Annotated in this window: 16 protein-coding genes; 9 read left to right on the forward strand and 7 right to left on the reverse strand. The window is 40.0% G+C overall.

Going from position 1 to position 14,420, the window contains the following annotated elements:
• Position 1: 1 nt before the first annotated feature.
• On the reverse strand, positions 2 to 985 hold the full coding sequence (gene galE, locus F3G86_RS03235; RefSeq protein WP_149722971.1) for a UDP-glucose 4-epimerase GalE: 984 nt from the start codon (positions 983 to 985) through the stop codon (positions 2 to 4).
• A 191-nt stretch (positions 986 to 1,176) separates the two neighbouring features.
• On the opposite strand from galE, the gene F3G86_RS03240 reads away from it, so the two are divergent.
• Positions 1,177 to 2,217: an LLM class flavin-dependent oxidoreductase gene (locus F3G86_RS03240; RefSeq protein WP_149722972.1), complete on the forward strand. Its 1,041-nt coding sequence runs from the start codon at positions 1,177 to 1,179 to the stop codon at positions 2,215 to 2,217.
• Here F3G86_RS03240 and F3G86_RS03245 read toward each other — a convergent pair.
• The 4 genes from F3G86_RS03245 to F3G86_RS03260 are packed head-to-tail and all read right to left on the reverse strand — an operon-like array spanning position 2,214 to position 5,730.
• Positions 2,214 to 3,062: a DNA ligase gene (locus tag F3G86_RS03245; RefSeq protein ID WP_103652367.1), complete on the reverse strand. Its 849-nt coding sequence runs from the start codon at positions 3,060 to 3,062 to the stop codon at positions 2,214 to 2,216. The genes F3G86_RS03240 and F3G86_RS03245 overlap by 4 nt on opposite strands.
• Positions 3,062 to 3,640, reverse strand: coding sequence for a DNA-3-methyladenine glycosylase I (locus tag F3G86_RS03250; protein WP_149722973.1), 579 nt, complete (start codon positions 3,638 to 3,640; stop codon positions 3,062 to 3,064). Before F3G86_RS03250 ends, F3G86_RS03245 begins: the two co-directional genes overlap by 1 nt.
• Complete coding sequence (locus tag F3G86_RS03255) at positions 3,641 to 4,699, reverse strand: NAD-dependent epimerase (RefSeq protein ID WP_107856411.1); 1,059 nt, start codon at positions 4,697 to 4,699, stop codon at positions 3,641 to 3,643.
• 20 nt (positions 4,700 to 4,719) lie between these two features.
• Positions 4,720 to 5,730 (reverse strand): 3'-5' exonuclease, encoded by a 1,011-nt coding sequence (locus F3G86_RS03260; RefSeq protein WP_149722974.1) that lies wholly within the window; start codon positions 5,728 to 5,730, stop codon positions 4,720 to 4,722.
• Positions 5,731 to 5,793: 63 nt separating this feature from the next.
• Between F3G86_RS03260 and waaC the strand changes: the two genes are divergently transcribed.
• The 8 genes from waaC (at position 5,794) to F3G86_RS03300 (ending at position 12,586) form a co-directional block, all read left to right on the forward strand.
• Positions 5,794 to 6,768, forward strand: a complete 975-nt coding sequence (gene waaC, locus F3G86_RS03265; RefSeq protein WP_149712903.1) for a lipopolysaccharide heptosyltransferase I — start codon at positions 5,794 to 5,796, stop codon at positions 6,766 to 6,768.
• Positions 6,761 to 7,654 carry a lipid A biosynthesis lauroyl acyltransferase gene (locus F3G86_RS03270; protein ID WP_149722975.1) on the forward strand — a complete coding sequence of 298 codons (894 nt, stop codon included), beginning with the start codon at positions 6,761 to 6,763 and terminating at the stop codon, positions 7,652 to 7,654. Before waaC ends, F3G86_RS03270 begins: the two co-directional genes overlap by 8 nt.
• Positions 7,648 to 8,352 (forward strand): glycosyltransferase family 2 protein, encoded by a 705-nt coding sequence (locus F3G86_RS03275; protein ID WP_149722976.1) that lies wholly within the window; start codon positions 7,648 to 7,650, stop codon positions 8,350 to 8,352. Before F3G86_RS03270 ends, F3G86_RS03275 begins: the two co-directional genes overlap by 7 nt.
• The gene (gene rfaQ, locus F3G86_RS03280) at positions 8,349 to 9,419 is read left to right on the forward strand and encodes a putative lipopolysaccharide heptosyltransferase III (RefSeq protein WP_149722977.1); all 1,071 of its coding nucleotides are present in this window, start codon (positions 8,349 to 8,351) and stop codon (positions 9,417 to 9,419) included. Before F3G86_RS03275 ends, rfaQ begins: the two co-directional genes overlap by 4 nt.
• Positions 9,416 to 10,489: a glycosyltransferase family 4 protein gene (locus tag F3G86_RS03285; protein WP_149722978.1), complete on the forward strand. Its 1,074-nt coding sequence runs from the start codon at positions 9,416 to 9,418 to the stop codon at positions 10,487 to 10,489. The genes rfaQ and F3G86_RS03285 overlap by 4 nt, the downstream gene beginning before the upstream one ends.
• Complete coding sequence (locus F3G86_RS03290) at positions 10,486 to 11,283, forward strand: polysaccharide deacetylase family protein (protein WP_149722979.1); 798 nt, start codon at positions 10,486 to 10,488, stop codon at positions 11,281 to 11,283. The genes F3G86_RS03285 and F3G86_RS03290 overlap by 4 nt, the downstream gene beginning before the upstream one ends.
• Before the next feature lie 171 nt (positions 11,284 to 11,454).
• Positions 11,455 to 11,784, forward strand: coding sequence for a hypothetical protein (locus F3G86_RS03295; RefSeq protein ID WP_149722980.1), 330 nt, complete (start codon positions 11,455 to 11,457; stop codon positions 11,782 to 11,784).
• A gap of 16 nt (positions 11,785 to 11,800) precedes the next feature.
• Positions 11,801 to 12,586, forward strand: a complete 786-nt coding sequence (locus F3G86_RS03300) for a glycosyltransferase family 25 protein (RefSeq protein WP_149722981.1) — start codon at positions 11,801 to 11,803, stop codon at positions 12,584 to 12,586.
• Positions 12,587 to 12,595: 9 nt separating this feature from the next.
• Here the strand turns inward: F3G86_RS03300 and F3G86_RS03305 are convergent, their stop codons facing one another.
• On the reverse strand, positions 12,596 to 13,366 hold the full coding sequence (locus tag F3G86_RS03305) for a polysaccharide deacetylase family protein (RefSeq protein WP_149722982.1): 771 nt from the start codon (positions 13,364 to 13,366) through the stop codon (positions 12,596 to 12,598).
• Positions 13,363 to 14,412, reverse strand: a complete 1,050-nt coding sequence (locus F3G86_RS03310; protein ID WP_149722983.1) for a glycosyltransferase — start codon at positions 14,410 to 14,412, stop codon at positions 13,363 to 13,365. Before F3G86_RS03310 ends, F3G86_RS03305 begins: the two co-directional genes overlap by 4 nt.
• Between the last annotated feature and the right edge of the window lie 8 nt (positions 14,413 to 14,420).

The raw sequence follows: 14,420 nt of genomic DNA on the forward strand, positions 1-14,420 counted from the left end.
CCTAAATTCTCTTTTCCCACTCAAGGGCGGTTTTTATGATGAGCGCTAGATCATCTCTTTTTGGTTTCCAGCTTGTTAGCGAGCGCAGTTTGCTTGCGTTTGAGATGAGGATAGCTGGGTCGCCGTCCCTTCTTGGCGCATTTAGCACTTTAAAATTTACCCCACTTACTTTTTTTGCGGTCTCGATGACCTCTTTTACGCTAAATCCCCTGCCATATCCCACGTTAAAAGTTTCGCTACCATTTTGACTGATGTAATCAAGTGCGCTGATGTGGGCGTCTGCTAGATCGCTAACGTGGATGTAGTCTCTAACGCATGTGCCATCTTTTGTCGCGTAGTCATCGCCAAAGATACCCATGCTCTCGCGCTTGCCAAGTGCTGTTTGCACGGCTACTTTGATAAGGTGCGTGGCGTTTGGATAGTTTTGACCAATAAGCCCCTCCTCGTCTGCGCCTGCTACGTTAAAATAGCGCAAAATCGCGAATTTGAAATTTTCATTTGAAGCGGCGTAGTCTTTGATGATCTGCTCGCTCATTAGCTTGCTTCTGCCGTATGGATTTATCGGATTTGTAGGCGTTGTCTCGCTCACCTCCGCCACGTCTGGCTCGCCATAAACTGCAGCAGTTGAGCTAAATATAAATTTATTTACATTGTAAGTTTTTGCATATTTTAGCACCCTTGCGACGTTTGCGGTGTTGTTTAGATAGTATTTTAGCGGCTCGCTCATACTCTCAAAGACCTCGATAAACGCTGCAAAATGAATGATCGCATCAAATTTACCATTTGCAAAAATTTGGCTCAAATCATCCTCTAAATTTGCGTTTATAAATTTAAAATTTCCTATCTTTTGAAGTGCCTCAAGTGCTTTTTGTGAGCCCTTGCAGAGATTGTCGATGATAATTATCTCATCTTTGCCTTGCTTTAAAAGTGCTTTTACTACGTGGCTGCCGATATATCCAGCTCCACCTGTTACTAAAATCTTCAAGTTTAAGCCTTTCATTAAAAGTGTGTAATTTTATCAAAAATAGAGTAAAGCAAAAGTAAAGCAAGGTTAGTTTTTAAAATTTGCTTGAAGGCTGCGTGGATAGGTCTTTGCCTTTATAAATTTAAAATAGACTTACAATTTATTTTAAATTTAATCTTTATAATCCCTCATCTACAAAAAAAGGATAAAAAATGAATCTCTCGATCTTAAATTTACTACCAATAAAACAAGGCGGTGACGCAAAAGCCGCCATAGACGCAGCCATTAGACTAGCTATTTTTGCCGAAGATATCGGCATAAAGCGCTACTGGGTCGCAGAGCATCACAATATGCAAAATTTAGCTAGCTCAGCCACGCAGCTCATCATCGCACACATCTTAGAGCATACCAAAAGCCTTCGCGTGGGCTCTGGCGGCGTGATGCTACCAAACCACAGCCCCTACTCTATCGCCGAGCAGTACGCCACTCTTGAGACACTATTTCCAAACCGCGTCGATCTTGGGCTTGGCAGAGCTCCAGGGACTGACCAAGAGACAGCCGCTGTGCTTAGACGCGGTGCCAGAGAGATAGAATTTGATATGCAAATAAACGAATTAATGGACTATTTTAACGCCAAAAGAGCCGTGAAAGCCTATCCAAAAGTAGACAAAATTCCGCCTATTTACATACTTGGATCAAGCATATATAGCGCATACGTGGCGGCTGAGTTTGGCCTGCCTTATGCCTTTGCGTCGCACTTTGCACCACGTGCGCTAGAAAAAGCGGTAGAAATTTATCGTCAAAATTTCAAACCATCGCCCTTTTTAAAAGCGCCCTATGTCATCGCAGGAGCAAATGTGATAATAGCCCAAAGTGACGAGCTAGCAAAGAGTTTAGCTACTACACAAACGCAGTTTTTCTTAAACGTAGTAACTGGCGGAAAAGAGTATTTGCAGCCACCAAAAAAGGATAACGACGAAGTCTTTGCCATAAGTGGCAAGGCAGGCGCACAGGCTCCGCATTTTGGGCCGATCGACTTTAGGCAAATAGAGCTAAAAAATAGAGAAAGAGCCGTCACAGAAGAGATGATGGCGTGCTCTTTTATAGGCTCAAAGCAAAGCGTTAAAGAGCAAATTTTAGAGTTTCAAAACAGACTTGAAGTCGATGAGATCATGGCTCAAAGCTTCATTTTTGACGAGGATGCGCAGCTTGACTCTTTTAGGGCATTAAAAGAGATCATAGACGAAATTTAATCCTCTCTAACCCTTAAAAATATAGGAAATCTTGGCTTGCCGTTGGCGGTTAAATTTTGAAATTTATATGTGATGATAGAGCCTATCTTTGGGGGCTCTTGACGATTTTCATCGCTTAGTCCTGAGCCTATTTTAAAGATAGTGCCCTCTTTTGGCTCGCTAGCTCTTTCTTTATCATCTTTGCCGCCAAGTGCCTTGCAGGTGAGCGAGCCAGCAAAATTGGCGTATTTGCCGCTGCCTTTATTTATAGCGGTCACCTCACACTCGGCGTCTTTAAATTTCTTAAATTTGAGCGCATTTTTACTTCGTTTTCGCTCGTATGGCGCATTTGGCTCACGCACGACTGCTCCCTCGCCGCCTTTTGCGATGATACTTTCAGCAAATTTTAAAAATTGAGCGTTATCACGCATTTTTATCTGCTTTATGATGATTAAATTGTCATTTGGCTCATTTTTTAGAAATTTAGCCAAAACTTCAAGCCTAGCAAGCAAGCCACCACTTGCCTCTGGCACGTCAAAAATGTGAAATTTAAGCCTGCTCCATGCCTTCTCATCTGGCAGCTTATCCATCACGCTTGCTTGAATTTCTTCAAATTTAAGCTCCTTTGCGTAAAGCTCGCCGTCAAGTGCAAATTTAGGGAAATTTTTAGTAAAACTTGGCGGCGCATTTAGTTTTTTGCCCTGCCTTGAGAGCAAATTCTCTCCGTCCCAGTAGGCACGCACACCATCAAGCTTCTCGCTAGCTAGCCAGCCACTGACGTTTTGATCTTTAAATTCGCTAAGGCGTAATAGTTCAAGGCCAAAAGTAAAATTTAAAAGCACCAAAAGTGCAAAAACTATCCTAATCAGCCTTTTGCCTTACAAAAACAATAGTCCATATGATCATCCACCACGCCCACGCTTTGCAAAAAGGCATAGGTGCTAACAGAGCCTAGAAACTTAAACCCTCGCTTTTTTAGCTCCTTTGCCACAAAGTCAGACATCGGCGTAGTTGCCGGCACTTGCTTAATATCTTGATAGTGGTTTATGATCTGTTTGCCGTCAAATTTCGGGTCAAATTTTTTAAGTAAATGCCCCCAAAGATAGTCATAAAAGCTGCCAAATTCTTGCATTACAGATAAAAATGCAAGGGCGTTTGTGGCAAGAGAATTTAGTTTTAGTCTATTGCGTATTAGCCCTTCGTTTTGCATAAATTTAGCTATCTCAGCCTCACCATAAAGCTTGATCTTTTCAGAATCAAAGCCGTCAAACGCCGCTCTCATAGCCTCTCTTTTTTGAAGCACCCCATGCCACGAAAGTCCTGCTTGAAAGCCCTCTAAAACTATCATTTCAAAAAATTTTCTATCATCTTTTATGATTTTGCCCCACTCATTATCGTGGTAGGCTATATCAAGCTCGCCCTTGGCCCACTCGCAACGTCTCATTTAAATTTTGATCCCGTAAAACTCGCTATACCACTCGACAAATTTAGCCACGCCGTCATTTACTTTTGTATTTGGCTTGTAGTCAAAGTCAGCCACCAAGTCGCTCACGTCTGCAAATGTCGCTGGCACGTCGCCTGCTTGAAGTGGGAGAAAATTTTTCTTGATCTCACGGCCGATCTTTATCTCAACTGCCTTGATGTAGTCCATGAGCTCGACTGGGCTGTTGTTACCGATATTATAGACCTTAAACGGCGCTTTTGAGGTGGCAGGGTCTGGGTGCTTTGCGTCCCAAGCTGGGTTTGGCTTCGCAGGGTTGTCGATGCATTTAATTATGCCCTTTACGATGTCGTCCACGTAGGTAAAGTCGCGCTTCATCTTGCCGTAGTTGAAAACATCGATGGTTTTATCTTTAAGCGCGGCATCAACAAACAAAAATAGCGCCATATCAGGGCGTCCCCATGGTCCATAAACCGTAAAAAAGCGAAGCCCAGTCGTTGGCACATTAAATAGATGGCTATAAGTGTGCGCCATCATTTCGTTGCTCTTTTTAGTCGCTGCGTAGAGGCTTATAGGGTGATTGACCCCCTCGTGTGTAGAAAAGGGCATGTTCTCATTTAAGCCATAAACCGAGCTAGAGCTTGCATAGACTAGGTTTTTGATCTCATTGTGGCGGCAGCACTCGAGGATGTTCATAAAGCCTGTGATGTTGCTATCTATATAGGCTTTTGGGTTTATGAGCGAGTAGCGAACGCCAGCTTGTGCGGCTAAATTTACCACTACATCAAATTTCTCTTTAGCAAAAAGCTCTTTCATCGTCTTTTCATCAGCAAGGTCTGCTTTTATAAATTTTAAATTTGGATGTGTTTTTGAGGTGATAAGTTTGCCATAGTCTATCTCGCTCACGTCAAAACCAGCCGTTTTTAGGCGTGCAAGCTTTAAATTTACGTCGTAATAGTCATTTATCACGTCATACCCAACGACCTCATCCCCACGAGCCACAAGGGCATTTGCAAGGTGAAATCCTATAAATCCAGCTGTTCCAGTTACTAAAATTTTCATATTTTTCCTTTCATTTTGGCTTATTCGTCGTCTAAATTTATCTCAGGCACTTTCTCTTCAAAAAGTGTCTTGCTCTTTGGCTCTTTTGGCTTTAGATCGCTTGCTTTTTTAAGCAAACCGCCCAGCATATCGCGGTTTAGCTCCTCTTTGCTAATCGGCCTTACATCATCAAATTCGCTAAATTCCAAAGCCTCTTTATCTACCTTTATCTCGTAGTCTAGCTCTCCACCAAGCCTTGCTAGCTCATCGCTTATCGCAGAGCAAAAGACCTCGCTATATCCCCTGTGAGCGCAGTTTTTAGCTAGAAATTCGCTCATCACGTTTAGGTGATTTATGTAGTCTTCTTGCAAGATATTTGCCTGCAAAAGCTCAAATTTCAAAAATAGCCAGTAGGTGTTAAGCACGTCGCTTTCGCAGTATTCGTTTATCTTATCAAGCTCGCCTGCGTAGTATAGCTCAAGCACCTGATCACCGTGCACGTCGTATTTGCCAGGTAAATTTAAGCTAGCACAAAGCGTATCAAGCTTTAGTCCCCTAACACTTCCAAAATCGCTTATAAAATCAAGCAGATCAAGGTGAAATTTAGGCGAATATCTAGCTCTATAATTTTCCCATTTGTTTTTGTTTAGCTCTTTGTTTTCGCTCTCATAATATGCCGCCGCGTTTAGGTTGTAGCGCATCGCACGTACCATAAGCATTGGCAGGTCAAAGCCACGGCCGTTAAAGCTAACAAGCCTTGGGTTATAATCATTTATAAATTTTAAAAATTTAGCGATGATCTCGCGCTCGTCCTTGCCCTCCATCGTGCTAACTTTTAAAAATTTTCCGTACTCATCGGCCATCACCGCAGAGATCGCGACCACTCTATGAAACATCACAGGCAAAAACTCACTCCCACTAGCCTCTTTTTGCAAGGCCATCGCCTGCACGCTCACATCTTCGTCGCTCCCGTCAATGCCGTAAATTTTTCTTATCAAATTTGCATCAGGTATCGTCTCGCAGTCAAAGACGCAGATGTAACTTTTCGCCATTTTAGCCCTTTTTTAAGCATTTTTTTTTAAAATCATACCAAAAATTTATATTTAAAGCAGCCAATGCAAGATAAAAATCAACTAAAAATAGCCATCGTAAAGCTTTCGGCACTTGGGGACATCGTCCATGCAGCCATCGTGCTTCAGTTTATCAAAAAGCACTGCCCAAATGCTCACATCACATGGCTAGTTGATGCCCGTTTTGCAAGCCTTTTAAAAGATCATCCCCTAATCGACGAGCTAGTCGTTTTGCCGCTTAAAGAGAGCTTTAAAAAGAGCTATAAGATCATAAAAACGCTTGGTAAATTTGATAAAGTGATCGACTTGCAAGGACTTTTTAAATCAGCTGTCGTTGCAAAACTACTTGGCAAAGAAATTTACGGCTTTAGCAGAGAAAGCGTCAAAGAAAAGATTGCAGCCAGGCTTTATAGGCATAAATTTAAGATCGACTACAACGAAAATATCATAGTTAGAAACCTAAGCCTTGTTGGATACGCTCTAAATTTTGGCTTTGATAGAGATGAAATTTTAAAAAAATCGCCCTGCTTTGAAATTTGCAAAAAATTTAAAAATGAAAGCGGAAAAAAACGCGTATTAATCGCTGCTTTTGCAAGTGAAGAGAGTAAAATTTATGACAAATTTAAAGATGTGATCAGACTTCTTGATGATTGTGAAATTTACCTTTGCTACGGGAGTGAGAGCGAAAAAGCAAGAGCTGAGGCGATCATTTCGGGCACATCTGCAAAACTGCTTGAAAAACTAAGCATAAAAGATATGATAGATTACATAGCAAGCTGTGATCTGGTAATTGGCAATGATAGCGGTCTAACGCACCTTGCATGGGCTGTAAATAGGCCTTCTATCACGCTTTTTGGCAACCGACCAAGCCACCGAAACGCCTACGTCACAGACAAAAACCTTGTCGTTGATATGGGCAAGGAGATAGATGCTAGAAGTATCGATAAAAACGACTTTTGCATAAGAGAAATTTACCCTGAAACGGTTGCAAATTTCGCAAAAAGGCTGCTAAATGGATAGGCTCTATCTAGCTGGCTTTTATACCTTGAAATTTCTTATATTTATAATGCCTTGCTCGCTTCAAAACATGCTTGCTAAATTTATGGCATTTGCCTTTATGAAGCTTAAAAAAAAGAGATTTCACGTAGTGATGACAAATTTAGACCTTGCTTTTGGCGAAACGAAAACCAAAGAAGAAAAGCTTGAGATCGCCAAAAAATGCTACTACAACTTTGCAAAATACCTTGGTATAAATTTCATCCTAAACCAAAACACAACAAAACAAAAGATACTAGAGCAAGTTGTTTTTAAAAATGAGCACTTTTTAGTTGACGCGATGAAGTCTGGCCGGCCTATCATCGTCACGACCGCGCACTTTGGGCAGTGGGAGATATTTCCTCTAGCTGTTGCAGCTCATTTTGGGCCATCTTCAGTGCTTGGCAGAAGGCTTGATAGCAGCGTCATGGATAAAATTTTAAGAGCCAACAGATCGCAGTTTGATGTGGAGCTAATAGACAAAGATGGCGGTGCAAAAGATATCTTAAAAGCGTTAAAAGCTAGGCGAATAGTAGGAATTTTAGTTGATCAAAACACCGCACCAAAAGATGGCATAAAGGTGAAATTTTTTGGCAAAGATGTGCTTCACACACCAGCAGCAAGCGTGCTAGCGCAAAAGACGAATGCTTTAATCATAAACGCATTTATCTACCAAAAAGGCGAAAATTTAAGCGAAATTTGCTTTGAAGAGCCTATTGATATAAGTACATTTGACAAAGAAGAGGCCGTGCAAAAAGCGACGCAGATGCAGTGCAGCGCATGCGAAGAGATGGTTAGAGCAAGGCCAGAAGAGTACTTTTGGTTTCACCAAAGGTTTAAGAGATTTTACGAAAAAGAGTACAAATGCTAAGCGTTGTCATTTTGACTTTTAACAGCGAAAAGTACCTAAAAGAGGTGTTAGAGAGTGCTAAATTTGCTGATGAGATCATCTTGGTTGATAGCGGCTCAAAAGATAACACAAGGCAAATTTGTGATGGCTTTAGCAATGTGAAATTTCACGAGCAAACTTGGCTTGGATTTGGCGCGCAAAAGCAAAAGGGCGTGGATCTAGCCAAAAACGAGTGGGTCTTTGTGCTTGATAGCGATGAAGTGATCACGGATGAACTTAAAAATGAGATCGTTAGCGTGCTAAAAGAGCCTAAATTTATGGCTTACAATGTTGCTAGGCTAAATTTCTTTTTTGGCAAAGCGATAAAAAATATGGGACTATACCCAGACTACACGGTAAGGCTTTTTAATAAAAATTTTGCCAAATTTGATGGTAGAGCTGTGCATGAAAAGGTCGTTTTAAATGACGGCTCACAAAGGCTTGGCACGCTTAAAAACCACTTCTTGCACTACGCGTATGAGAGCATCGAGCAGTTTATCGCTAAGCAAAATCGCTACTCAAGCATGGGTGCAAAGAGAAATTTGCTAAAGGCGCTTACAAGCCCTGCTTGGACATTTTTTAAGCTTTATGTGCTAAAAGGTGGCTTTAAAGAGGGCCTTACGGGCTACGTTATCGCTAGACTTTACGCCCAGTACACATTTTGGAAATATGTAAAATGAAAATACTTGTAATCAAATTTAGAAACATCGGTGACGTGCTTTTAACAACACCGCTCATTGAAAACCTGCACCACTACTACCCAGACGCGACCATCGACTTTGCCCTAAATAAAGGGACAGAAGCGATGATAGAAGACAATCCTTACATAAATAAAATCCATATTTATGATAGGCAAAGTGCAAATTCTGGCTTTTTTAAAAAGCTAATGACCGAGCTAAAATTTATAAGAGCGATCAAAAAAGAGAAATACGATATGGCGGTGCAAACGACCACTGGAGACCGCGGCGTCATCATCGCAAAGTACGCTAAGATAAAAAAGATAGTTGGTTTTTTAGGCAAAAGTAAAGCCATAAATAAACTTTTAAGCGTAAAGGCAAAATACTACGAAAATTTCTCTCACACGGTCGATCTAAATTTAAATGCGCTAAGGGCTTTGGGTTTTGAGCCGGTGAGCAAAAAGGTGAGTGTTTTTTCGGACGAGAGCGTGGAGTATCTAAATTTACCAAAGCGCTTTGTGCATGTGCATCTAACAAGCCGCTGGATGTTTAAATGCGCAAACGACGAGAGCATGGCAGAGCTTATAGACTACTGCGAAAATGAGCTTGGCGTAAAGGTCGTGCTAACAAGCGACAACAAAGAAAATGAGCTAAATAAGCTTGCAAGTGTGCTAAAAATTTGCAAAAGTGAGCCTATAAATTTAGGTGGCAAGCTAAGTCTAAAACAAACGATCGCCCTCTCAAAGCTCTCAAATCTCTTTGTGGGCGTCGATACTGCTATCATGCATATAGCTGCGGCAAACGACGTGCCCGTAATAGCCTTTTTTGGTCCAAGTAACGCTTTTGAATGGGGACCATGGGACAATACCCTAATGCAAAATGGCTACACAGCGCAAAATGGCATACAAAGCATGGGCAAACACATCGTCTATCAAAAGAATTGGGACTTTGTGCCTTGCGACAAAGAGGGTATAAAAGAGCATGGCGTAGAAAAAACGCTGATGGACTTTGGCGATGAGATGGGGCAAATAAAGGCGAAAATAAGATCAAATTTGGAGCTAATGCAATGAATATCCTCCACACGCAGACGCTTTTTAACTGGGGTGGCGAGCAAAACAAGACACTAAATGAGATGCATTTCATGCGTGAAATGGGTCATGAAGTGATGCTCTTTTGCAACCCAAATTCGCAGATCAAAAGCATCGCAAAAGAAGATGGATTTAAGGTCATCACACAAGAGATGAATAAGAAAAATTTTCATAAAAGCGTGCCAGCACTTTGTGAGGCGATAAACTCAAACAAAATAGATGTCGTGATCACGCATGGCTCGACTGATAGCTGGGTTGGCGCCATAGCTGGGCTAAAGTACCGCAAAAAAGGTGTTAAATTTTATAAAGAAAGACACAACCTCTTTCCTATAAATGGGCTTGTTTCTAAATTTATGCACAAAAAGCTTTTTGATAAAATTTTATATATCTCAGGTAGCGTCAAAGAGTATCTTCTAAGCATCGGCGTTAGCGAAGATAGGCTCTTTTTTATGCCAAGCACGGTTGATGTTGAAAAGATTGGTAGCACAAAAAGCACTTTTCGAGATGAGTTTAATATTAATAAAGATGAGCTCGTTATTGGCACTTTTACCTCACTTTACCGCAAGAAAGGCGTCTTTGACTTTGCAAGTGCCGCAAAAGAAATTTTAAAGACAAAGGATGCGACTATTGTTTTTTCTGGCAACATTAGCGACGGCACAAAAGAGCAGATCGCCTCTATGTTTGATAAAAAAGACAAGATCATCTTCACTGGCTTTAGAAATGACGCAGCAAACGTCATAAAAAGTTTTGATATCTACGTATTTGCCTCACACTCTGAGGGGCTTGGTACGGTCTTGCTAGAGGCGATGAGCTCAAAGGTGCCAGTCGTTGTTTATGATAATGCCCCGATGAACGTGCTAGTTAAAGATAAAGAGCGTGGGCTTTGCGCTAGAAATTTAGATGAAATTTCTCTAAAAGAGTGCATTTTAGAGCTGATAAATGGGCCTGAAAATGCCAAAATTTACTCTCAAAACGCCTTTAAATTTGTGGATGAAAACTTTAGCCACAAGGCGCTAAAAGAGGCTATAAGAAATTTACTGGAGCAAAAATGAACTACCCAGTTTGCGTGCTAACGATGCACCACTGCAATAATAATGAAAACGACTTTGCTATAAGGCCTGAGCTATTTAAAAAAGCGCTTCTAATGGCGCTTGATGAGGGCTATAAATTTATAAATTATAGCCAGTTTAAAGATATCGTGGCAGGCCGAGCAAAGCCTGAAAAAAAAAGCATTTTGCTAACTTTTGATGATGGGTATTTTGATAATTATAAATTTGCTTTTCCCCTCTTAAAAGAGCTAAATATCCCAGCTGTTTGCTTTTTAATAACAGATAAGATCAGGGATTTTAAAAGGCAGGATTATGATTTTACGTTTAAAAAGCACAAAGAGATCGACTACGATAAGGACGCGGAGTATTTTTTAAATTTAGATGAGATCAGGCAGATGCAAGAGAGTGGACTCTTTGAATTTGATAGCCACACAGCGAGCCACTTTTCTTGCAGAAGTGACAATGAAGCAAGGTTAAGAGAGGAATTTTCTAACTCGCTTGCCAAGATAAAAGAGCTATTTCCAGAAAAAAAAGAATTTGGCTTTTGCTTTCCAAAAGGGCATTTTAACGAGCTTTCACAAAGGATAGTTAAAGAGTATTATGACTTTGCTTTTAGCGTGATAGATGGTGGATTTTGCACGGGAGATGATAAATTTAAGATAAGGCGTATCGATATCTCAAACAACGCAAAGAACGAGAGCGACTACATTTTTAGAGTTAAAAAGAAGCTTTTTATATATTCAACGCCAATAATAGGAAATTTATATTCAAATTTTAGGAATAGAGGCTATAAATAATGCTAGAAGCATTAAATTCGGCTTGTAAAGAGATATTAAAAGAAAAAACGGGTACTAATCGCTCTTACTGGACTACATGGAAGTGGCAAAAGCACGCTTGGCAAAGAGCTAAGACATAAAGGCTTTGGCGACTTTAAGACATATCAGATCGCTGTCATAAATGATGGAGTGATGAGTGTAAATCTCTTTTTTATACGCCCAAGAGTAAAAATAAAGATCGAGCAAAGAGATGAGTTAAGACCATTTTTTAAATTTATAATGCCATTTATAAAGGTTATGATCTACGCAAGTGCCAACCCTCTTGCACGCATCAGCAAATGTGATATACTCTGTATTTTAAGTATGGATGAAGAGGATAGAATCACTGGAATTTACAAGAGAAACTCCAGTGATGATCCAGACAACACACAAAAGCATATAGATAAAAAGGAGCTTGATCTAGCAGATCTTGAGTATAAATTTAAATTAGAGTTCAAATCGCCAATAAAGCGAAATATTTAAACCACTGGAGTAAAAAGTGAACTATCCTATCTATGTTATATCACTAAAAAGAGATGAAGAGCGAAGGCAAAATTTACAAAAACAATTTAACAGATATGATGAATTTAAAATAATTGACGCAGTTGATGCTAAAAATTTCAGCGTCAATGAGTACTATAAAGCCATGATAGATTGTCTACTAAAATCATGCGATGAAAAGTATAAATTTAAAATACCTCCATTAGTGGCAACTCCGGGCGAACTAGCCTGCACAATGTCGCATATAAAAGCCTATGAGGATTTTTTACAAAGCGGCGCAGAATTTACACTTATACTAGAAGATGATATTATAGGCGATGATAGTTTGATAGAAAAAGCCTTTTTGCTATGCCAAGATATAAGCAATGACAGCATTTTGATATGTGGTGTGCAAGATGGACTTAGCAGTAGATTTCGTGCATTTGGTAAAAGAATAAAGCCGGATTTGCATCTAGTATCACCCTACGCATATACAAGTATTTATAGAACAGCAGCTTATATACTAACAAAAACCAGTGCAAACGCTCTTTTGGAGTTTTATAAAGATGGCCTTTATGGAGTAGACAAATGGGAAGCTATCCTAAGAAATACTGAACTAAAAATGTACTTCAGTAATATCTTTTCTCATCCAGAAGAGCTTGGTAACTCAGGCCTAGAAGAGCAAAGAAAACAAAAAGAGAAGATAAAATCTCTCTTTCAAAAATGTAGTAAAAATCTCTCATACAAAATTTCTAGGTCTTACGAAAAACATCTAGCAAAGAATGAGAAAATTTTTACTAAATAGTTTAGCTCACTAAGACCTTATCGCCGCGTAGATCGATCCCAAAAAGTCATTTTGGTAGATAAACATAGTCTTTTTAAGCCACTTTTCGTCGCGTTTTGTCACTATGCGTTTTATCTCTTCTAAGTTACCATCAGCCTTGTTTATGCCGCGCTTTGTCGTGAAAAATGCCTTGTAGCCATGCTTTTTAGCAGTACTTAGGTATTCATCATTATATTTACCCCTTGGCCAGCAAAGTGCTTCATCCTCAAAGCCAAAGTTTTTCTTCATAAACTCACGGCAAAGACCAAATTCCTCATCCAAGCTAAGCTGCCCAAAATATCCATCAAAATGCCCATGCGTATGCGAGTGAAAATAAAAGCACTCACTCATCTTCTCAATCTGCTCTAAATTTAAGATCATATCTTGCGGCCTACTTGGCGCAAGCTTCTTGCACTCGTTGTGATCAACGTTTAAAAAGCTAGCAGCCCTCATCTCATGAGCCTTTTGCGCCGCTTCTATCCAGCCAGTTATTATAAATATATTTGCCTTTAGTCCAAATTCTTTCACGATAGGATAGGCATAGATGTAGTTGTCCATCCAGCCATCGTCAAATGTTATACAAACGCTCTTTTTAGGCACCTCAAGCTCGCCCTTTTTGTACGCGATAAATTCATTGATACTTAACGTTTTATAGTCATTTTCGGCTAGAAATTTCATGTGCGATCTAAACTCATCCACGCTACTAGCGATAAATCCGCTCTTTTCAAGCACATGGTGATACATCAAAACTGGTACGCTCATTTTACAAGCTCCATATATAAATTTTGTGTGTTTTCTATCATTTTTTCGATGCTAAATATCTCTTTTACGTACTCTCTGCCAAACTCACCCATCTGCTTTCTTAAATTTTCATCCAAAATGAGCCTTTCAAGCATCTTTTTTAGCTCCTCTTTGTTACCATTTTCAAACAAAAATCCACTCTTACCGTCACTCACAGCCTCGCCAAGACCACCCACGTCACTTCCAATGGTAGCTAGCTTGCACGAAGATGCCTCAAGCAGCGCCCCGCCGATAGCCTCCATGTCCGAAGGCAGCACGCAAATATCAAGTGAGCCTAAAAAGTCACTCACATCAGTTCTGTTGCCAAGCATGAAGATATTTTTTTTATCTTTTATATACTCGTGTAAATTTTTATTTTGAGGACCATCACCCACGATAAAAAGGGCTGAATTTTGTAGATTTAGCTCACTAAATGCATCGATTAAGAGTTTGTGATTTTTAGCAGCTCTTAGCACTGCGACGATACAAACGCCCACCACATCGTCACTTAAACCAAATTCTTTTTTCATATTTATCTTAAATTCTGGCGTATATTTTTGCGTATCGATGCCAGTGTAAATTTTTAGTACCTTCTCTTTTTTAACACCTCTTTTGATAAGATCAGCGCAAACTGAGTTGCAAACGCCGACCACTTTTGTGCTTAGGTTGTAAGGTATTGGGGAGCTTATAGGCAGCTGCAAATGCCTAGTGCGAACCACACTAACGCCACAAATTTTGCCCACGATCGCGCCTATAGTGCCATCTTTTCCCGAATGAGTTGAGATGATTTTTATATTATTTTGCTTTACAAATTTGCAAATTTTAAAAATTTCAAAGATATTAAAAGATTTTTTAAGGTTAAACTCGACAAATTCGCACTCTATCTGCTTTTCAAAGCTCTTTGAGCCAGGATTTAACCCATAAAAAACCTTAAATTTGCTCTTATCTAGCCCATTTATCACACGCTGTGTGCGGTGCTCTTGCCCACCAAATCCAAGCGAGCTTTCAAGCTCAAGTATATTTATCATTTTTCTAC

The organism is Campylobacter concisus, assembly GCF_902460595.1.
GTDB lineage: Bacteria > Campylobacterota > Campylobacteria > Campylobacterales > Campylobacteraceae > Campylobacter_A > Campylobacter_A concisus_BL.